Genomic DNA, 22,065 nt, shown 5'->3' on the forward strand with positions numbered 1-22,065 from the left:
AAACATGGCGCAAATTATTGAACGTTTTCAGCGTCGCTAAATTCACCTTGAAACAGTACTGAAGATAAGTAGCGTTCTGCAGCAGAAGGTAAAATAACCACAATGTTTTGCCCTTCAAATTCAGGCAATGCAGCGATACGGTTAGCTGCCACAACGGCGGCGCCTGAAGAAATACCCACAAGGAACCCTTCTTCTTTCATTAAGCGCTGAGCCATCTCGATAGACTCTTCATTGGTTACGGCTTCAACACGATCGACAAGATTAAGATCTAAATTGCCAGGAATAAAACCAGCGCCAATACCTTGGATTTTGTGTGGTCCAGGTTGTACAGTTTGGCCCGCAAGCGTCTGCGCAATAACTGGTGAGTCTGTTGGCTCAACCGCAACCGAAGTGATCGCCTTGCCTTGAGTGTTCTTAATGTAACGGCTAACACCGGTAATGGTGCCACCTGTACCTACACCGGCAACAACAACATCGACTGCACCGTCGGTATCATTCCAGATCTCTGGGCCGGTCGTTTTCTCATGAATTTCTGGGTTAGCAGGGTTGTTGAACTGCTGCAGTAAGACGTACTTTTCTGGGGCAGTCTGTCTGATCTCTTCAGCCTTATCAATCGCGCCTTTCATACCTTTAGCGCCATCGGTGAGTACAAGATTTGCACCAAGGGCTTTGAGTAACTTTCTACGCTCTAAACTCATGGTGTTTGGCATAGTGAGGGTTAACTTATATCCGCGAGCAGCGGCAACATAAGCGAGTGCGATACCCGTGTTACCCGATGTCGGCTCAATGAGCTCTTGCTCCTGAGTGAGAATGCCTTTTTTCTCAGCATCCCAGATCATATTGGCACCGATACGGCACTTAACGCTGAAGCTTGGGTTACGCGCTTCTACTTTTGCAAGCACTCTACCATTACTTACGCGGTTTAGGCGGACAAGAGGGGTGTTACCAATTGTTTGTGAATTATCTTCGAAAATTTTGCTCATGGGTTGCTTGCTCCTTTAAATGCACAGCTAAATCATAATAGGCTTTGGCAGCAATAGAAGTGATAGTTTGTTCTTCGTTATTCTATTTAGTTATTAAAGGGTTTGCTGTTATTCATAAAGGGCGGGTTCGCTGGGGATATGCCGTGTTAACATAATGTTACTTAACTAAGCTGCCCCGATTTTATTTCCTTTGCAAGTGGGTTTTAGGCGGGGAAATGCAGATAAAGAGAAGAATAGATGAGCCAACAGCAGATAACTAAACATGACGATCCTAAGACATGGGTAACGCCTTTTGCCTTCGATCTTGATCCTAATATTCTTTATATGCCATTAGCAAGTCCATCCAAACGCGGCTTAGCCATGTTGATTGATGGCCTCTTAGTCGCAGTCTTAGCCGAAAGTGCCGGCTGGATCTTTATCCTACTGGTGCTCGGTACTCTTTTGATCCAAAAGCAGAGTAAAGCAGTGGGTAAGTTGTTTAAGTGGGGGTTGTACTTGCTGATGCTAATCGGCTTGATTTCGGCGTTAGTAGGCTACTTTGGTGACGTCACCTCAAACTTGAAAACAAGTAACGCAGATAGTGATAGCAATATAGTGCTACCAGAAAACGACAAAGGTGGTTTGGCTACTCTGGCTGAAATAGCGGGTTACGTGCCCGCAGTTATTGTCGCGAGTCAATGTGAAGATTTTGCCTGCGCACAAATCAATATAGAGAAGGTAGAGACTGCATTATCGTACTCAAGCCTCAATGCTGAAGAGCAGAGCAACATTATTAATGAGTTAGTGGTTGAACTGCCATTAACCGCAGCAGAAAAGCAGCAACTTTATGTAACAAAAGAGCCGCTCGCTGCCGTTTCTGTAGAAACTGACATCGAAGCGAGTGCAGATATAAGCTCTGATCCGCGTACGGTTCCAAACAGCGATAAAAATAATGATACAAGCAGTCAGTCACTCGACTTCAGCAGTAAGGTGGAGCCTGCGCTTAGCACTAGTCCTGTTGTTGCAGCATTAGAAACTCGAGTGCATGAGCTTGAACAAATAGCGGCGAAGTTAGAGCAAGATATAGAAGAGAAAAATGCCGCCAAAGAGGGGGAGATCTTTACTAACAGCGAAGAGACGACTAGTCCGTTGGCATGGTTAAATGGATTACTTAATGATCTCGGCTTGGGTTTTGGCTGGGCAGCTTTCTATTTTACCGTGTTTACAGCATGGTTCGACGGTCAAACTCTAGGCAAGAAACTGTTTGGCATCCGTGTCATCCAACTCGATGGCGTTAAAATTTCACTCTGGGCTGCATTTGGTCGCTATGGTGGTTATGCCGCAGGGTTTACTACGGGACTGTTGGGCTTCTTTCAAATCTATTGGGATGCCAATAGGCAGGCTATTCAAGACAAGATCTCTGCAACGGTAGTAATCGATGTACGCAAGAGTAAGCATGAAGCAGCGCAGGAACATGCACCTATTGATAACATCTCTAATAACTTATCAATCGAAAGTAGTGCAAACATTTGACATTAGCTATACCGTTTTTTATCAGTAAGCATTAAGCTTGTCACCAATAAGAAGCGCATAAAACAATATGCGACGGGATCAATTTCCTATTTCAACATGCAAACTTAGCTCAATTAACTCCGGTTATTTGTTATCGAGAGTCTGATAAGTGGCTCGCGAAGTGAGGTGGAGAAACTATATAGGAACAAGGAGAAAAGTTTGCGGATTCTAGTGGTCGAAGATAGCAAAACGGTTTCGCGGGTGATGCGCCATTTGCTTACTCAAGAGCTGAGTTGTGAGGTGGATGTTGCGCCAGATATGGGCAGCGCAAAAGAGTTGCTGGCCCAAAATGAGTACTTTGTCGCGATTACAGATCTGAACTTACCAGATGCTCAAGAGGGAGAGATTGTTAAGTTTGTATTGGCAAAACAGATCCCCTGCATAGTGTTAACCGGAAGCTGGGATGCCGAGCAACGAGAGCGTTTACTTCAGCTGGGTATCGTTGATTATGTCTTTAAAGAAAATCGTTTTAGCTATGAATATACTGCCAAGCTGGTTAAGCGTTTACGCCGCAATCAAAGCGTAAAGGTACTGGTTGCCGATGACTCGCTTGTGAGCCGTAAATTTATCCGAAGTTTATTGGAGCAGCACCTTTTTCAAGTCATCGAGGCTGACGATGGTATTTCAGCGTTAGAAACCCTTAATGATAATCCAGATATCAAACTACTTATCACAGATTACAATATGCCTGGCCTAGATGGATTCGGGCTTATTATTAAAGTTCGTGAACAGTTTAGTCGTGAAGAGTTAGTGATTATTGGCTTATCGAGTGACAGTGATGAAAGCCTCTCTGCCCGTTTTATCAAAAATGGCGCAAATGATTTTCTACAGAAGCCTTTTGTCCACGAAGAGTTTCACTGCCGGGTGTTGAACACGTTAGATGCACTGGACATGGTGACACGGCTTTGGGAGCAGGCAAACCTAGATTATCTGACTAATGTTTATAATCGCCGTTATTTCTTTAATTTATACCAAGAAAAGCTAACGGAAATTGCGCAGAAACAGGGGACACTGTCTCTGGCATTATTGGATATCGACTTTTTCAAGAAGGTAAACGATAGCTATGGTCATGACGTGGGTGATGAAGTCTTGATTGAGTTTTCCAATCGATTACAGCAATCTTTCTCACAGCACTTTAACGTTGCACGTATTGGCGGCGAAGAGTTTGTGGTCGGATTTAAAGGCCTTAACGTCGAAAAGGCTTATGCGCTATTAGATAGTTTTCGTATGCAGCTCGAAGCCAACCCCATTGAAACCTCTAAGGGCATGCTGAATATTAGCGTGAGTAGTGGAGTGGCGGAGTTTACCCATACAGAAAATGTTGATGAGCTGCTTAATCGTGCCGACATAGGCTTACTATGAGGCTAAATCGGCTGGACGTAACCTAGTCTGTATTGCTGAGTGTTAATTGGTTTCTGTGCTAGATAAAGAAGATAAAAGCAGCCAAATGGCTGCTTTTTTCATTATGACGGAACTCACTGGAGCGCTAGAGTAACCAGGCGTAGCTGACTTTCATAAAGTAGGTTTCTTCAGTCTTCATCAATGAGTCGATGGCGTCATCGGCTTTTATACCATCGGAGTAACCTAAATAAAATACACTTTGTGGGTTGAGTTTATAGCCGTAGAGGATCTCATTACCTAATTGCTGATAGTGCTCATTTGGCGTGCTGTATCGATACAAGCTGGGATCGCGTTCGATATCGGTGTAGACACTCGAAATGCGAATAAAGTTGTGAATATCGATATACCAGCTAAGGCGTAGGTCACTTAAGTTTGCAGTAAATAAGCGGCCGTCATCCACGTCCATTGTGCGGTACACATGGGATAGATCCAGTGCAATAGAATCGGTGACTTTCCAGTTGATACCTGGGTTAAACATCACCTTTGTGCCTAGCTGATCATTGGCAAAATCGATGTCATCGCCATAGTTGATATCCAGCTCTAAAAACAGTGTTCGGCTGGGCTTAATATTGGAGTAGAACCAGCCCATGGTCTCGCTGAACATCTGCGTGTTACCGTCAATGGCGAGTGAGGCACCGTTGTGACGCCTACCAACTCGGTCGCGATTAACTAGACCAAAGGCGGTGTAGCTTTGCCACTGGCCTTGAAATTCCATTTTAGCTTCGGCCTCTTGCTCTAACTTTTCACCGGCTTGGTTATGGCTAATATCCCAATCGCCACGCAGCTCTACTTGGTTAAAGAATCCTGATTGCGGATACCAGGTGTAGCCACCGCCGGCAACAAATTTTGTAAAATCCACATTCTCTACGAAACCGAGATCGGCCCGAAAGTCTTCGCCAACTGATAGGTATTGAGCGAACACGTCCCAGCTACGAGTTTCGTGTTGATATTTAAGTAGATACATATCATCACCGAAGGCACCTTGTTTGTTAGTGCGTAGCACGCGCTCATTAATGCCACAATTGTCAAGATCACAGTTGTTCTGCGGTAAACAATCATCGTTGCTGCAAAACGCTTTATAAAGATCGCTGGGGTACTCTGTATCCGATAGTACATACTGGGCAGCGAAGGTATCATGTTCCGTTGGCTGGTATTTAGCATCGAGACTGGTGACATAGTTATGGTAATCATCACTCTTCTTGGCCGTCACTAACGCGCCAATTGACAGCGGTTTACCCAGATCTAAGCGATAACGACCTGCGAAATTTTGGCTCTTGTTATCGATACTCGCGATGTCAGAACTTAAGTTACCTGGCACCAAAAAGTTGGTGTTGGTGTCATCAGTGATTAATGTCGCAAATGTATGGTCGCCGACTTTACTGGTCAGTTTGAGACCGTAATCTGGCGCGACAATATTACGGGTATGCAGCAAATTTAGCTGAGTATCGAAGTAGTCTTTATTATCGAGAAAAAAGGCGCGTTTCTCTGGATAAAATAGCGCGAAGGTCGAGTTAATATCTAACTGGCCCGCATCGGCTTCGACTTGAGAAAAGTCAGGGTTAATCGTGGCGCTGAGTAGGGTACTGGGGGTGATCCCCCAACGCACGTCTAAGCTAGGCTCAATGTTATTCTCACTATCCCAATCACTGTTCTCTTTATGGGGGCGTCTACTATTACGATTAACCACGAAGGAGGGGGTAATTTGTAAGTCGTTACCCTGTTGGATATTGGCAAGGCCAGTTGCGACTCCTAACTGGCAGAGTTGACAGTTATTATCTCTATCTATCTGATGGCTTGAAATGCGATGTTCTTCGTTTCTAGGGTAGAAACGAATAAACTCTACTCCCCATTTTTGCTCGCTCTTAGGAGCAAAGTTAAGCAGTCTTAAGGGGAGCTCTATCTCTACTTGGTAGCCTGTGTCGGTTCGCTTGGCTGCGCTGTACCAAATACCATCCCAAGCATCGCTCTCACTACCTGTTAGCTCGTTTTCTATCGAGTCCATTTGTACACCATAGGCGTTGACAAAAAACTGATAGGCTAATCTGGCATCATTGAAGGTATCGAGCTTTATACCAACAAGATCATCCCCCCAGACGCTGTCTCTGTCACTTAAGTTAGCGCGAATATGTTCAGGGTTGGGATCTTGTGCGCTAAAGGCCAAGAATAGGCTCGATTCGGTGGCATAGACTTTAACCTCAGTTTGCACTGGCGCGGCAATGTTTTCGCCGGGGCGAGTCTCAAACTGTAAATTTGTCGTCGCGGCTTGCTGCCATTGAGGCTCGTTAAATTCGCCATCGACTTGAATTGCACCCTCAAGGGTAGGGATATGAATATTGAATTGAGATGTTTGCCCGGCATGGCTTGCACTCGAGCTAAAAGCACTAAAGAGGAGTGCTAAGGGTAAAAAGCATTTTTTTATCATTTGTTGTAATTGTTATTGTGCTGTTATTTGTTGCGATTGTGCCAGATTTAAGCCTCTGTTTGGACAGTAATTGCTAGAGGATATTGTTACAAAGCTTGTCGTGGTAACCATTTAGCGACATTACTTATATCGGATAAGACGCGTTCAGATACAAAAAAGCCATGTCGAGACATGGCTTGGTTATTTAAATGAAGATGCTTCGCTTTAAGCGTTATTCAGGCGCTATCGCATCGTTCTTATAGGCGGTGCGATATTTATCAACCCACATGGCAGTTGCGCCACAAATAGCCACAGGCATCACTACAAAGTTAACGATAGGGATCATAGAGAACAGCGTTACCGCCGCGCCAAAGCTAAAACTGCTGCCCTTGGTCTGATTGAGGGCGAACTTCATATCGGGAAAGGGAACCTTATGGTTATCAAATGGGTAATCACAATATTGAATAGCCATCATCCAAGCGCTGAATAGGAACCACAAAATAGGCGCGACAGTTTGGCCGATAAAAGGGATCCAAAACAGCAGTAAAAACACGATGGCGCGTGGCAGATAGTATTTAAGCTTTATCCACTCTCGTCCCATTATCCGCGGAAGATCTTTAATCAGATCGATGCCGCCACCTGTGTTAAGAGGCTTACCGGTTAGTTGTTGCTCGACCTTCTCGGCTAGCAGGCCATTAAAAGGCGCGGCGAGCCAATTCATTACCGAGCTAAAGACAAATGACAGCACGAACAGTAATGTAATGACAGCGAGTGGCCAGAGTATAAAGTTGAGCCAGCTTAAATAGTCAGGCAGTTGAGTAGAAAGCCAGTTGAACACGTTATCTAATTGGCTTATGGCAAAATAGATCAGTCCAGAAAATAACAATAAATTGATTGAAAGCGGAATAAAGACGAATCTTCTAAGCCCTGGTTGTTTAATGAGGCTGAAACCATCGAAGAAATAATTAACACCGCTTTTTTTTTGTACGTGTTTGGTTTTATTCATAGATATATTAGGTTGTTAAAATTACGCATTAGTACGATTGTGAGTCAGTCGGTATTTAATCACAAGTTAAAAGCGCTTAATCAGCGATAAAAGCGTTACAAAATACAGTGAGCTTTGGTAAAGTTAAGCTATATAAATCCCCTCAAACTCAGTCGCTATTTACTTAGCGAGGAAATGACCAAACGGCACCATGAGACTTAAACAGATTAAACTTGCCGGATTCAAGTCATTCGTCGATCCAACTAAAATACCTTTACTTAATCCTTTAAGCGCCATTATTGGGCCGAACGGCTGCGGCAAATCGAATGTTATCGATGCGGTGCGCTGGGTATTGGGTGAAAGCTCTGCTAAGCATCTGCGTGGTGATTCCATGGCCGATGTTATTTTTAATGGCTCAACGGCCAGACGCCCAGTATCGGTTGCCAGTGTCGAGCTGTTATTTGACAACCAAGATGGCCGTCTAGCTGGGCAGTACTCCAGCTATCAAGAGATTGCCGTCAAGCGTCAAGTCAGCCGTGATGGCGACTCAAATTATTTTCTCAATAACCAAAAGTGTCGCCGTAAAGATATTACCGATCTGTTTATGGGCACAGGCCTTGGTCCTCGCAGTTACGCGATTATTGAGCAGGGTACGATTTCAAGATTAATCGAATCTAAACCGCAAGAGCTGCGTGTCTTTATCGAGGAGGCCGCAGGGATCTCTCGCTACAAAGAGCGTCGCCGCGAGACTGAAAACCGTATTCGACACACACGTGAAAACTTAGCCAGACTCGGTGATATTCGTTCAGAATTGAGTAAGCAGCTAGAGAAGTTAGCCGAACAAGCCGAAACGGCCAAAAAATACCGCGAGTTAAAGCAAGCGGAGCGTAAATACGATGCCGAGTTATCGGTATCGCGTTTCGATGAGTTGCAGCAACAAACCGCGAAATTAGACGAGCAATTAAGTAAGCTTGAACTGCAACAAACCGAGCTTTTAGCTAAGAAACAAACTCTTGAATTAAGCCTAACTGAGCTTAATTTGAAGTTAAGCGAGTTAGATACTCAAGAAGCACATCAAGTAGAAGATTTCTATCTCACCAAGACCCATATTGCCAAGCTTGAGCAATCGCTTAAGCATCGTCAGCAGCAAGATGAAAGCCTGACGCAACGACTGCAGGAGCTATCTGAGCAAGTCAGTGCTTACCGTGCAAAGTTAACCGAAGATCAAGCTAAACAGACCCTACTGACAGAGCAACAAGCGCTTGCGTTACCCGATGCCACGCTTATACGCCAGCAGTTGGCAAAACATGATGCCGAGTTGATATTGGCTAATGAGTATTTTGACAAGGTAAGTGAGCAATTACACGACTTAAACGAAGCCTATAGCCAAGCTCATCACGCATTTGAGATGAATCGTAATCAGCTGAGCCATAATGAGGCCGATATCGGCAACAAGCAAAGGCTGGTGGCTCGCCTAGAGGAACAAGTGCTTACCACTTCGTCTGAGCTTGAGAAAATCAACGCTCAAGACTTCGCTGCGCAGGTAAGCGAGTTAACTGGAGTTATCGAGCAAGAGCAAGAAGTGCTCGACGAGTTGAATTTTGAGTTACAAACCAAGCAATTAACCGAGCAAGATTTATCTGCCGAGCAAGACTCGCTTAAGGTAAAGCTCGCCGATGAGCAGGGCCGTTTATCGGTTGTGACTCAACTATTGCCAGCCGATAAAGCGGGCGATACCGATGAGCTTTGGCAAGTCATCGAGGTGACTCCTGGCTGGGAAGCCGCCGTGGATATGCTGCTATCAGGACTGCTAAATACTCAAGTATTGTCTGAAGTGAGTGATATAAGCGACCCAGAACAAACAGGCTTTGAGACTGGCGTTACCGAATTAAGTGTGATTAAAGCTCCGGTCAACCTCGCGCCTTGGCTACAACATGTGACTTGGCTAGCGAGCAAAGAGCAGGCTATCGGCCAAAGATCGTCACTGAAACCGGATGAACTGATCGCTACCGCAGACGGTTATCTTGTCGGCGTCGATTTTGTTATCGAGAAGACTCAGGCGGCGGGCTCTATTGTCGAGCTCAAAAACGAGCAGATAGCCCTGCAGGAAAGTGTTGATTTGAACCAGTCAGCTCTGGTGAAGCTAAGTGAGACCTTGGTTAGTTTAAAGGGGGACATGGCCCCCTTGGTTAGTCAAATTCAGCAAAAGCTGCAGTTTATTCAAACTCAGCAGATCCAACTTGCGGCGCTGAGCTCTCAGCTGCGCTCGCAGCAGCAGTCGGTGACACAAACTGTGTCAAGACTGGCTAAAGTTGAACAAGAGCTCAATGAAGCACAACAAGAATTGCAGGCGTTGCAGCTCAGTGTTGAGCTGCGAGTGCAGCAGCAACAGCACTTTAGTGAGGCACTCGAAAAAGCACAAGCAGCTAAAACGGATGGGCAAGCACTTAAAGCCCAAGCCTTGGAAAAAGTCACTCAGCTTAAACCGCTGCGTCAACAGTTAGATGCCCAAGTGGCGCAGACGGCTGCGAGTGAGCAGAGTTTGCACACACAGATGATGCTGATTGAGCAACAGGTTAATCAGCACCAGCAGCGATTGCTGGAGCTAGAACAAAGCCAAACTGTGCTAAAGCTGCAACTCGAGGCTAAAGATAACGCGTTGCAGGAAGGGGAGTCACAACCTCTTAAAGATCAGCTTGAACAAGCCCTGCAGGCACAGCAGCTAAAGCAAGATGCACTGACGGCCTTAAGACTGGAACAAGCAGAGCTGCAGGAACTGTGCGATAGTGCAGGAACGAATAAAAAACAACAGCTTGCGAAGCTAGAAGACTTGACTCAATCCTCTGGCACGTTAAAGTTACGCCGTGAAGGATTGAAAGGGCAGATTGACAGTCAGCAACGAGTATTAATTGAACAAGATGTTGATGTTAAACAGGTATTATCCTCATTAGATGGAAGTAAAACCTTAGTTTGGCGTCAAAAAGAGCTAGAGCGATTACGGGCACAGATAGAGCATTTAGGTGCGATAAACTTAGCGGCAATTGAAGAGTTTGATTTACAAAATCAACGCAAGTTATATTTAGACAGCCAAGATGAGGACCTTAATGCCGCACTATCGAGCCTAGAAGAAGCGATTCGTAAGATAGATAAAGATACTAAAATTCGATTTAAAGATACGTTTGATAAAGTGAATGCAGATCTCGGCGTGCTGTTTCCAAAAGTATTCGGTGGTGGCAGTGCATATCTAGCCTTAACCGGTGATGACCTGTTAGAAACGGGAGTCAGCATCATGGCGAGGCCACCGGGCAAGAAGAATAGCACTATTCACCTTCTTTCTGGTGGAGAAAAAGCGCTAACCGCTTTATCATTGGTATTTGCTATTTTTAGATTAAATCCAGCACCTTTTTGTATGTTGGATGAAGTTGATGCGCCTTTGGATGATGCCAATGTCGAACGTTTTTGTCGTTTGGTAAAAGAGATGTCCCAAAGCGTACAATTTATATATATTAGTCACAACAAGATCACCATGGAATTGGCCGATCAACTTATTGGTGTGACAATGCATGAGCCCGGTGTTTCTCGCATTGTGGCTGTCGATATTGATGAAGCGGTGGCATTAGCTGACGCAGGATGAACATAAGAAATACAGGGTAACTAATGGAAAATTTTCAACTGGTATTGCTTCTTATAGGTGTGATAGCCATTATCGGCGTGCTTGTACACGGTTTTTGGTCCATTAGAAAACAGCAACCTAAGGAATATAAGCAAAGCCCCATGGCGGATATAAGTCGTGAGCGTCGAGATGCTCAAGGCTTCGATAACGATGGCATTGGTGCGGTGAGAGTTGTTAAAAATACCCAGCAAGATGATGAGCCTGAAACGATAGATGATGAACAGCGTGATCCTCTGGCAACTGAAACGGTTACTGATGCATTCGAGTTAAGTGGAACTCCGGCCACCAAAGTGAATAAGACACGTGTAGAACCTTCTCTTATACCTCAAGAGTCGGTATTCGCCACTGACATGCCTGTTCAAGAATCTTTGTTTGGTGCAGATGAGATTAGTGTTGCCGCTCCTGTTATCACCGAGCAAGCAGTGAGAACAGAGCCAGAGCCCCGGTTACAACCAGTATTTAAACCAGAGCCACAATTAGAGCCTGTTGAACTTAAACCTGATCCTATTGTTGAGCCAGCGCCGAAGCAGGAACAGACTGAAGAATTGGGTGAACCACGCGATGTATTAGTATTGCATGTGGTCGCTAAAGAGGGCGAAGAGCTTAGCGGAGCAGAACTGTTACCTTGTTTGTTGACCTTGAACTTCAAGTTTGGCGAAATGAATATTTTCCATCGTCATGAAGATAATGCCGGTACAGGTAAGGTATTATTCTCTATGGCTAATATGGTAAAACCTGGGGTATTTGACCCAGACAATATGGAGCAGTTTAGCACTCAAGGTGTGGTGTTATTTATGACGCTGCCTTGTTATGGCGAAGCGTTAATGAACTTCTCTATCATGCTAAACTCTGCTCATCAGATCGCAGATGATTTAGGCGGTGTTGTTCTCGATGGTGGCCGAGATGAATGGCTAGAGAGCACCAAGCAAAACTATATCCAGCGGATCAGGGCTCAGGCCTGATACGAAAGATAGGTTTTTGAAACGTAAACAGATTTGAAAGGCCGCAGCAGCGGCCTTTGTTATTATTCGGATAATATAATGCCAGCTATTCAAAACGAAATTGCTCAGCTAACTGCTGAACTCAATCAACATAACTATCGCTATTATGTCGATGACAGTCCTTCTATTCCCGATGCCGAGTACGACCGTTTATTGAATAGGCTTAAAGCCTTAGAGACTGAGCATCCAGAGTTTTGTCGACCTGACTCGCCAACACAAAGAGTTGGAGGCGAGGCATTAGCTAAATTCGAGCAAATTAAACACTTAAAGCCAATGTTGAGCTTAGATAACGTGTTTGATGAGCAAGAGTTCACTGCATTCAATCAACGGATCGTCGATAAAACAGGCAAAGACTTAAGCTACTGCTGTGAGCCTAAGCTTGATGGACTCGCGGTGAGTATCGTCTATCGTGATGGCGTATTTGAGCGAGCCGCTACCCGCGGCGATGGCCAAACTGGCGAAGACATTACTGAGAACGTTCGCACCATTAAATCGATCCCGTTAACACTACGTGGTGATAACTTCCCGCCATTGGTTGAGGTGCGCGGTGAGGTGATTATGCCTCATAAAGCATTCGATGCTCTCAACGAGCGCGCTCGAGTAAAAGGGGATAAGCTATTTGTTAACCCTCGCAATGCTGCCGCTGGTAGTTTACGCCAGCTCGATAGTAAGATCACCGCCAGTCGCGCCCTTGGTTTCTATGCCTACGCCTTAGGTGTGGTAGAGCCTGAAACATGGGAGCTTGCTGATAGTCATTATGGTCAACTTGAGCAGCTGCGATCATGGGGCGTTCCTGTGAGCCAAGAGGTTAGGGGGTGTGAGACCGTTGCCGAGGTGATGGCTTATTATTACGATATTCAACAGCGCCGTAGCAGCCTTGAGTTTGAAATCGATGGTGTGGTCGTAAAAGTCAATCAAATAGCCCATCAGCTCAGCCTAGGTTTCGTGGCCAAGGCGCCGCGCTGGGCGACAGCGTTTAAATTTCCGGCCCAAGAAGAGATGACCCTACTAGAAGGTGTCGATTTTCAAGTGGGGCGTACAGGCGCCGTCACACCTGTGGCTAGGCTGAAACCTGTGTTTGTCGGTGGCGTTACCGTATCGAATGCAACACTCCATAATGCCGATGAAATTGCACGACTCGGCGTTAAGGTCGGTGACACCATCATCATCCGCCGCGCCGGTGACGTGATCCCACAAATTGTTGCCGTAGTGGCAGAAAAGCGTCCAGATGATGCTAAAGATATTGTTTTCCCTGCTCATTGTCCTGTGTGCGACAGCGAAGTTGAGCGTGTAGAAGGCGAAGCCGTGACTCGTTGCACGGGGGGATTATTCTGTGAAGCCCAGCGTAAGGAAGCTATTAAGCACTTTGCTTCACGTAAGGCGCTGGATATCGATGGTATGGGCGATAAAGTTGTCGAGCAACTTATCGATAAAGAGTTAGTTGAGAGCCCTGCAGATCTTTTTAGACTCACTGCATCGGCCATGACTATGCTTGAGCGTATGGGAATGAAGTCGGCAACTAAGTTAGTGGCCGCGATAGAAGTGGCAAAACAGACGACGTTTGCACGATTCCTTTATGCATTGGGTATTCGCGAAGTGGGTGAGGCAACCGCAGCTAATCTTGCTGCCTACTTTAAGACATTAGAAGCCCTTAAGGCGGCCAGTGCAGAAGAGTTCATCAAAGTCGATGATGTTGGCACTATTGTGGCGGCGCACCTAGCGCACTTCTTAGCTCAGCCGCATAACCTTGAGGTTATCGACAAGCTAGTTGAGGCCGGGATCCATTGGCCTGCTGTTGAAGAGGTTGCTGAAGAAGACCTCTCGCTTAAAGGGCAGACTTGGGTATTAACAGGCACCTTGACCCAGCTAAACCGTAATGATGCTAAGGCTAAATTGCAGGCATTAGGGGCAAAAGTGGCAGGGAGTGTGTCGAAAAATACCGACTGTCTAGTCGCTGGCGCTGCAGCGGGTTCTAAGTTGACTAAGGCACAAGAGCTTGGCGTCAAGGTTATCGATGAAGAAGCCTTGATTGCAATTCTCTCATAACTGCTCGACTAAATTAAAAAAGCTCCTTAGGGAGCTTTTTTAGTGAATGCTTGAAAATCTTTGATTTGTCGCCATATCTAGTTTACTCCCGATCGATATTAGTCGAAATCAGTTAATCAAAGGAAATGGTTTGAATTTTAGTAATATCACCTGGCTTGACGACAAAGGTCATGTAAAGCCGCCTTTAATGCTCTATCTATTGTTGGTGTTTATCGCACGAGGTTGGTGTGTGTTCGTCGCCTCTTTAACTCAGGCCAGTGATAGAGCCGCATTAGTTGAGCTGTTTTATCCGCAAAAGAGCGATTTCTTAATGGCGTTGGCGGCAGGCTTTGGGGCTGTCATTGTTTATGCTGCGGTGATTGCTGAAAGAAAACGTTCTCCTAACTGGGTCAGACCACTCTTTCCCTATATGAGATGGGCGCTAGTATTACTCTTGATCATAGATGGTGGCTTGCTGACTCAGCGCATTTTACACTCCTATTATATGTATAGCTGGAGCATAGGTTTAGATGCACTGGTACTATTTTGGAGTAGTTTGTATTTGTACCAGTCGAAGCGCTTGAAGCTCTATTTTAGTGACTGGAAAGAGAACGACGGTAAGAAATAAGCTAAAAAAAAGACGCTGCAAGCAGCGTCAAAAGAACCTTTAATTCAGAGAGTCACTCTGTATTGGTGATCCGTAGATTTACGATAAAAACCTTCTAAAGCTAAGCAACAATCATACTGCGATTACGACTTAAACTGTTAAAGGACAATTGACAGTATTGCTTCCTAAACATCATCTTCGGGGCGACCGATCTTAAGAAACAGTTTCAGTATAGGTGTGTTGGATATTGTATGCAATTTTTAAGTTTGATAATTTGACTTAAAAAGAGACAAATAACGAATATCTTATTCTAAATCGTCTATATTAAAATCACACTAACGCGTTTAATGACTTGTTTATGTATTTTAGCGTGTCATTTTTCTCTCTTTTGTCATAAAGTTGACGCTACCAAGTCAGATTAGTACTCAATAAGGATATTTGATGTACTACTGAGTCGAACATTTTTTTATCGATCAGCAAGCGTTGCTAGGGCCACTGAACCGAAAATTAATTTTGTAAGACAAGGGCGTAGGAAGCTCAATGCCTAACTTGACTAGCGGTAAACCATAAGCTTAAAACGAATGTTGGAGTGACATAGATGTCAAAGGCTGCACAGATGCAAATTCCTTTGTCAGAGTTGAAAGTGGGTATGACAGTGAAGTTACCACTTTCATGGACGGATCATCCTTTTCTATTCAATCAAATTGAAATAGAGAAAACGGCGCATATTGAGTTAATTAAGACATTAGATGTGTCTTTTGTTTACCTTATTGCTGGCTGTGAACTGTTAACCCCCCAGGCGTCCCCCAAAGTCGAAGTGACTCAAGTGATGCCTGAGCAGCTAGCTGCCGATTCCCAAATTTTAGTCAGAAAATCCATTCGCCTTGGTCAACAAAGATTTACTAAGGGGGCCAGCGACTGCCGCGCGACATTTTCAAAGATAGGTTCAGATCCTCAAGGCGCATATCGTAGTGCTGCAACTCTAGTCGAAGACTTGATGGACCATCTAAAAGAAACCGACTGTCCCCACTTAGCACTGGTTAACCCAGGTGAAGATATCTCTGTTAATCAGCATGGAGTGTCGATAGCGGTTTTATCTATGATGATAGGCCAAGCATTGTCCATGAACCATTCACAGTTACGTGATATTGCCATGGGCGCGCTGTTTCACGATATTGGTAAGCAGAAGGTGCCAGATGTGATCCGGCGTAAGAAAGGTCTGCTCACGGAACATGAAATTAACTTTTTAAATATGCACCCGAAATATGGCTACGATATGCTTGATAAGTCAGGGCTATTTCCTAGTGAGGTATTAGACATAATTTTGCATCACCATGAATGGGTCGATGGTAGTGGTTATCCTGATGGCCTAAAAGGCAAGCAGATCCCATTAACGACTCAGGTGGTGAGCTTAGTTAATGACTTTGACCACATACTAAGATCGGAGGAGGGACTAGCTCCTCAGGTCGCACTGGGTTACTTGTTTAAAAATCGTACGGGTAAACACGAAGCACAGTTGATTTCAACCTTAGTCAAAGTTTTAGGGATCTATCCTCCTGGTACTATGGTGCAGCTTAGTGATGGTGATATTGCCAAAGTCATGTTAACCACTTCCCAAGTGCAAAAGCCGGTAGTATGGAGTTGCTCCATTGACGGGCAGAAGGCAAGGTTACGCTTTTTAGCTGAAGAGCCTCATGAGATCATAGGCGTACTAAAGGTTGATGAGCTATCAACTTCTGCAGTTAAAACTCTCGATGGCAATGCAACAGTCAGTTTTTATTTTAGTAGTTTGTAGCCAAAGACTCGTAGCTAAAGACAAATTTAGCTAACAAACCGAGTTTACTTCTGCGTACATGCACTTCACTATGTTGCATATCTAAATCAAAAATTAACGATCTAAAGAGTAAGAGCATGATTAATTCTGTCTGTATTGTTGGCTGTGGCTGGTTCGGTTTACCTCTGGCTAAAGCCCTCAACGATCGTGGTGTAAAAGTGTATGGCAGTAAACGCGTTCAGTCCGAGGCGTTATTGTTAAAAGAGCAAGGAATTGAAGGTTTTAGGCTCGACTTAGATAATGATGAACAGTTAATACAAGATAAAACCGAGATATGCGAAGCCTTAAAAGCAGATTGTCTGGTTATTAATATCCCACCTGGACTAAGAAAAGATCCCCAAGCTTACCTACAGCGACTGACCAAACTCAAGCAGCTAATTACTGTTCATAACTACAAGAAACTCATCTTTGTGAGTACTACAGGTGTTTATCCGCAAGTTGATAAAGTACTTGCTGAACGCGATGCCATCGCTCACTCAGAGATAAGCGATAAGCTGTTACAGGCAGAAGCTATGTTCGCAGACTTAGATAATAGCATTATTGTTCGTTTTGCAGGTCTTGTAGGTCCTAAGCGCCATCCAGGGCGTTTCCTTGCTGGAAAAGTAGACCTTCCAAGTGCCAGCGGCGCGGTTAATTTAGTTCACTTAAATGACTGCATCCTTGCGGTTTCCGCACTATTGTTTAATGGGGGGGCGAGCGACGTTTATAATGTCTGCGCACCAGTGCACCCAACACGGCAAGCATTTTATACTCACGCCGCGAAAACGTTAGGTTTATCTGAACCACAATTTCTAGACGATGGTCTGATAACGGGTAATAACGCTGAAGTTGCTCTTGATAATGGCAGTCTTAATCACGGAACACAGATCAGCGGCAAACAGATCAGTAGTGAGAGACTGTGCTCTGAGCTAGATTTTGAGTTCCAATTTAGTGACCCTATAGATATGCTGTTAGCATGCTAACCAGTTAAGCTCGTTTATAACTCCAGAATTAATCGAATGAACGAAAGGATCGATATGAAGTTTTTCAAACAATCACTTAGTCGCACTTTTATTGTCTTTGCTCTGTTGCTAGCTCCTCTGCACAGTGCATGGGCGGCGCAATATAAAGAGGGCGTTGATTACGTCAAAATAGCAGGGATCCCAGAGAGTCATAAACCTGTGGTTAGAGAATTTTTCTCATATAACTGTGGCTTTTGCTATCGCCAAGATCCTTTCTTCGAGCAAACGGCACACCTCTTAGAAGGTGACATTCAATTTGAGCGAACCCCTGTTGGTGCGGGACGTTCAAGCTGGATATTAAGCCAAGAAGCCTACTATCTCGCGCAAAAATTCAATGTAACTAAGCAGGTGCACGGGAATATCTTCACCCGTATCCATGAAAAAGAGGGCGCCTTTACCCGTTCAGATCAGTTAAAGGACTTTTTTGTTAGCCAAGGGCTTAATGAGGCCGAGGTGGAAGCGGCGATGAACTCTACCGATGCTAAACTTGCTCTGATGAACTATGACACTCAGGCTCAACTTGCCGAAATTCGTGGCGTTCCTTCGCTTGTGGTTAATGGTCAATACCTTATTAAGGAGCAAGGAAAGACTCCGGAGGATCTAGCCGAGCTAGTTCGTTACTTAAGCTCGCTCGAGCAGCCTAAGTAGTTAATAGATGAGTCTGATGTAAATGGAGCTTATATAAAAGCACGTATAAAAGTCGCTAAGATATAAGACATCCGAATGTAAGATCAAAGTTACTTTGTTCCAATTAAACAGCCCACTTAAATGTGGGCTTTTTGTTTTCAGCCCTTTTTGTACCACTGCAAGTTGCTTAGTCTCGGTAGCTGTTTCAGCATCTGTCTTAGTGAATGCGGCGGATAATGGGCATTGATATACCATAAAGTAGGTGGTTACGTTATATTGACAGCATTGGACTCATCAAGAGTTTTATTGAAAGAGAATGCTATGCAACTAGAGACGATAAAAGAGCATATCCAGCTATGGCTATCCCGCACCGTTGGTATTGGCGCGGTAAATGAACTGTTCGAATCTTCAATCGCCATGAGCTGTGATATCGGCAATATCAGGCCAGAAAATCAAGATCGTGTGGTATGTGTGCAGGTACAAGTAACTGCATCAGACTCTTTTGTTATCGGAGTCTTGTGTGACGGCATGGGGGGCATGGCTTCTGGTGCTAATTGTGCCAGTCTCAGTATTGCTTCATTTGTCGGTAGCTGCATCAACAATCTGCAACTGCCTGTGGCGGAGCGATTGTTAAAGGCTGTAGAAGAGGCAAATTCCGATGTTTATTCATTATATAACAGTAATGGCGGTGCGACCTTATCGGCTTTTCTTTACGATAGCGACGGACACTTTGAAGCCGTAAATGTTGGTGACAGTCGTATATATGCTAATTTCGCCCACGGTATTAAGCAGTATTCTAAAGATGATACTTTTGCTGGCCAATCTGCAGATGCAGCAGGCGTCCATTTAAGTAAAGGCTTGTTGCAATATGTTGGAGTCGGACCAGATCTAAAAGCACAAATTGTAAGGCTTCCAAAGTACCGCAATATTAAGCGACTAATTTTGACATCTGATGGTGCTCACTACATTGAAGCTAATACGTTTAAGCAAATACTTAATCAGAAGTTATCAGCATCTAAGCTTTGTAGCAGACTCATTCAAGTGTCTAAATGGTGTGGTGGCTATGACAATACTTCAGTGTTAATTGCCAATGATTTACTAAACATTTTTTCTGAGCCAGATAAAACATCGTTACCAGTAGGGACGGTTAAGCTTTGGGACCCGTTTGGCGAAATACAATTCATCGGAGCGATAGCACTAGCTAACAAAGACTAACAGTCGGAAATCCATAAAGCCTAATAGGCTATTTATAAATGGCTATATGTGTTTTGTGCTGACGCTGGCTGTTTTCTGAATTCTATTGCGCTTTTTTCCTCCATTTTATTTTCCTTCTGACTCGAACCTCTCTATTGGCAAACGAAGCGAATCTGTTTGCCCAAACCTCTTCATTCGCTACACGTTTTTGCTTTTTCTATTACTACCTTGGTCTAAGGTTTTGTTTGAAATACACTCAGGGTTTACGTTAGCGTTAACATGTAACTGTCTGTTAATAGGGTGTTTTTACGTTTCGCCTGTTTAGGCTTCCGTTGGCGTTAGACTAAGGTCGCGATTGTTGTTCCCTCTGTGCTTGTTAGATTAACTCATGACTTAATATAAAAATCAGCACATGGGAGTCACTATGAGTTTTGAAAACAATGAGAAGGCAGAGGGATATTGGCGTGAGAATTTGCGTCTAGTACTTGGCTTACTAGCCATCTGGGCGGCAGTGTCATTTGGCTGCGGTATTTTATTAGTAGATGTGCTCAATGAGATCCATTTCATGGGGTTTAAGTTGGGATTCTGGTTTGCACAACAGGGTGCTATGTATGTGTTTGTGGCATTAATTTTTGTCTATGTCGCTAAAGTAAATGCATTAGACAAAAAATACGATGTTCACGAAGACTAAATCCAAACCGGCCCAACCTATACAATAAGGAATCATGAGATGGATGTACAAACACTAACATATCTGATTGTCGGGTTTACATTTGCCCTATATATCGGAATCGCGATCTGGTCTAGAGCCGGATCAACTAAAGAATTTTATGTTGCAGGTGGTGGTGTTCACCCTGTAATGAACGGCATGGCAACGGCAGCTGATTGGATGTCTGCTGCGTCATTTATCTCGCTAGCAGGTATTGTTTCTTTCGTCGGTTACGACGGCTCTGTTTACTTAATGGGTTGGACGGGAGGCTATGTACTATTAGCCCTCTGTATGGCCCCATATCTACGTAAGTTTGGTAAGTTTACCGTACCTGACTTTATCGGTGATCGTTATTACTCTCAGGCTGCACGTACTGTAGCAGTCGTATGTGCCATCTTTATCTGCTTTACTTATATCGCAGGTCAGATGCGTGGTGTGGGCGTAGTATTCTCAAGATTCCTCGAGGTCGATGTTGATACCGGTGTTTATATCGGTATGGCGGTTGTATTCTTCTACGCTGTTTTAGGCGGCATGAAAGGGATTACTTATACACAGGTTGCGCAGTACTGTGTACTTATTTTCGCATTCATGGTACCAGCAATCTTCATCTCAGTGATGATGACGGGTCATATCATTCCACAAATTGGTTTTGGTGCAGAGCTAATTGATGCAGCGGGTAATGGTACGGGGGAATATCTGTTAGATAAACTCGATGGATTGTCGACAGATCTCGGTTTCTCGCAGTATACCGAAGGCTCTAAGAGCATGATTGATGTGTTCTTTATTACGGGGGCTTTGATGTTCGGTACAGCGGGTCTACCACACGTTATCGTACGCTTCTTCACTGTACCTAAAGTGAAAGATGCTCGTGTATCAGCAGGTTGGGCGCTAGTGTTTATTGCTATTATGTACACTACAATTCCAGCGCTTTCAGCTTTCTCTCGTGTAAATATGATTGAAACCATTAATGGTCCAGAGTCTACAGGTGTCGCTTATGAAACTGCACCAGATTGGATTAAGAACTGGGAGAAGACAGGTCTAATTACTTGGGATGATAAGAACGAAGACGGCAAGATTTATTACGCAAAGGGCCCTGAAAGCGAGATGAAGATTGACCGCGATATCATGGTTCTTGCAACTCCAGAAATTGCTAACCTTCCTGCATGGGTGATTGCATTGGTCGCTGCTGGTGGTCTTGCTGCTGCGTTATCAACTTCAGCAGGTCTATTACTGGTGATTTCAACTTCGGTATCTCATGACCTATTGAAGAAAAACTTTATGCCTGATATCTCCGATAAGAAGGAGCTAATGTATGCCCGTATTGCTGCTGCGGCTGGTATTGTGATGGCAGGTTACTTCGGGATTAATCCTCCAGGCTTTGTTGCGGCGGTAGTTGCGATTGCATTCGGTTTAGCTGCGTCGTCACTGTTCCCTGCAATTATCATGGGTATTTTCTCTAAGACTGTGAATAAAGAAGGTGCTATCTCAGGCATGATTTCTGGTCTGCTATTTACTGCGTCTTACATCGTTTACTTCAAGTTTGTAAATCCAAGTGCTAACACGGCTGATAACTGGTTATTTGGCATTTCACCTGAAGGTATCGGTCTAATGGGGATGGTGATTAACTTTGCTGTGGCATTTGCTGTAAGTAAAGTGACTGCAGCTGTACCACAAGACGTTGTTGATATGGTTGAGTCAATCCGTTTCCCTAAAGGGTCGGGTGAGGCGCAAGATCATTAATTCGAGCTAGTAACATAGCAATGTAAAAGGGCGCTTCGGCGCCCTTTTTGTTTTCAGTCCTAAACCACCTACTTCAGTAGGTGGATTTCATCAATTAGGCTCTGCCTGAAGTACGTTCAATGGCATTGCGGAGTAAGGCAATGTTTAAGGACTTATAAGCACGCCGACTTTTGTTTGAAAAGAAAGTGTCCATGGAGGCTCGCTTATCGCATCCATGCGATACACGGCTTATAAGTTCATTTAAACATAGCTTATTAACTCAAGTGATACGTGAGCTTTGCTAGTGGTGCGGTACAAGCTTCTAAATCAGGGATGATTTAGTAGAGCCTATAG

General features: G+C 44.4%; 15 protein-coding genes. 12 read left to right on the forward strand and 3 right to left on the reverse strand.

Annotation, left to right across the window (positions count from 1 at the left end):
- Positions 1-14: 14 nt before the first annotated feature.
- Positions 15-983, reverse strand: coding sequence for a cysteine synthase A (gene cysK / locus SPEA_RS08840; protein ID WP_012154926.1), 969 nt, complete (start codon positions 981-983; stop codon positions 15-17).
- A 237-nt stretch (positions 984-1,220) separates the two neighbouring features.
- Here cysK and SPEA_RS08845 point away from each other — a divergent pair, with 237 nt between their 5' ends.
- Positions 1,221-2,495 (forward strand): RDD family protein, encoded by a 1,275-nt coding sequence (locus tag SPEA_RS08845; protein WP_012154927.1) that lies wholly within the window; start codon positions 1,221-1,223, stop codon positions 2,493-2,495.
- Between the two features lie 198 nt (positions 2,496-2,693).
- Positions 2,694-3,896, forward strand: coding sequence for a response regulator (locus SPEA_RS08850; RefSeq protein ID WP_012154928.1), 1,203 nt, complete (start codon positions 2,694-2,696; stop codon positions 3,894-3,896).
- A 124-nt stretch (positions 3,897-4,020) separates the two neighbouring features.
- Here the strand turns inward: SPEA_RS08850 and SPEA_RS08855 are convergent, their stop codons facing one another.
- Both SPEA_RS08855 and cysZ read right to left on the reverse strand, forming a co-directional pair.
- Positions 4,021-6,357, reverse strand: coding sequence for a carbohydrate binding family 9 domain-containing protein (locus SPEA_RS08855; protein ID WP_012154929.1), 2,337 nt, complete (start codon positions 6,355-6,357; stop codon positions 4,021-4,023).
- 211 nt (positions 6,358-6,568) lie between these two features.
- Complete coding sequence (gene cysZ / locus SPEA_RS08860) at positions 6,569-7,342, reverse strand: sulfate transporter CysZ (RefSeq protein WP_012154930.1); 774 nt, start codon at positions 7,340-7,342, stop codon at positions 6,569-6,571.
- A gap of 190 nt (positions 7,343-7,532) precedes the next feature.
- Between cysZ and SPEA_RS08865 the strand changes: the two genes are divergently transcribed.
- The 10 genes from SPEA_RS08865 to SPEA_RS08910 all read left to right on the forward strand — a co-directional run bounded on the left by SPEA_RS08865 (position 7,533) and on the right by SPEA_RS08910 (position 21,732).
- Positions 7,533-10,955 (forward strand): chromosome segregation protein SMC, encoded by a 3,423-nt coding sequence (locus tag SPEA_RS08865; protein ID WP_012154931.1) that lies wholly within the window; start codon positions 7,533-7,535, stop codon positions 10,953-10,955.
- A gap of 23 nt (positions 10,956-10,978) precedes the next feature.
- Positions 10,979-11,956: a cell division protein ZipA gene (gene zipA / locus SPEA_RS08870; RefSeq protein ID WP_012154932.1), complete on the forward strand. Its 978-nt coding sequence runs from the start codon at positions 10,979-10,981 to the stop codon at positions 11,954-11,956.
- Between the two features lie 78 nt (positions 11,957-12,034).
- Complete coding sequence (gene ligA / locus SPEA_RS08875; RefSeq protein ID WP_012154933.1) at positions 12,035-14,041, forward strand: NAD-dependent DNA ligase LigA; 2,007 nt, start codon at positions 12,035-12,037, stop codon at positions 14,039-14,041.
- 130 nt (positions 14,042-14,171) lie between these two features.
- A complete protein-coding gene (locus tag SPEA_RS08880) occupies positions 14,172-14,648 on the forward strand; it encodes a DUF2919 domain-containing protein (protein WP_012154934.1) in 477 nt (158 codons plus the stop codon).
- A 577-nt stretch (positions 14,649-15,225) separates the two neighbouring features.
- Positions 15,226-16,422, forward strand: a complete 1,197-nt coding sequence (locus SPEA_RS08885; RefSeq protein ID WP_012154935.1) for a cyclic di-GMP phosphodiesterase — start codon at positions 15,226-15,228, stop codon at positions 16,420-16,422.
- Between the two features lie 116 nt (positions 16,423-16,538).
- Complete coding sequence (locus SPEA_RS08890; RefSeq protein ID WP_012154936.1) at positions 16,539-17,423, forward strand: Rossmann-fold NAD(P)-binding domain-containing protein; 885 nt, start codon at positions 16,539-16,541, stop codon at positions 17,421-17,423.
- Positions 17,424-17,477: 54 nt separating this feature from the next.
- Complete coding sequence (locus tag SPEA_RS08895; protein ID WP_012154937.1) at positions 17,478-18,110, forward strand: thiol:disulfide interchange protein DsbA/DsbL; 633 nt, start codon at positions 17,478-17,480, stop codon at positions 18,108-18,110.
- A gap of 300 nt (positions 18,111-18,410) precedes the next feature.
- The gene (locus SPEA_RS08900; protein WP_049767959.1) at positions 18,411-19,304 is read left to right on the forward strand and encodes a PP2C family protein-serine/threonine phosphatase; all 894 of its coding nucleotides are present in this window, start codon (positions 18,411-18,413) and stop codon (positions 19,302-19,304) included.
- 403 nt (positions 19,305-19,707) lie between these two features.
- On the forward strand, positions 19,708-19,974 hold the full coding sequence (locus SPEA_RS08905) for a DUF4212 domain-containing protein (protein WP_012154939.1): 267 nt from the start codon (positions 19,708-19,710) through the stop codon (positions 19,972-19,974).
- 39 nt (positions 19,975-20,013) lie between these two features.
- Positions 20,014-21,732, forward strand: a complete 1,719-nt coding sequence (locus SPEA_RS08910; protein ID WP_012154940.1) for a sodium:solute symporter family protein — start codon at positions 20,014-20,016, stop codon at positions 21,730-21,732.
- The last annotated feature ends 333 nt before the right edge of the window (positions 21,733-22,065 follow it).

The sequence above is a fragment of the Shewanella pealeana ATCC 700345 genome, assembly GCF_000018285.1.
In the GTDB taxonomy this organism is placed as follows: domain Bacteria; phylum Pseudomonadota; class Gammaproteobacteria; order Enterobacterales; family Shewanellaceae; genus Shewanella; species Shewanella pealeana.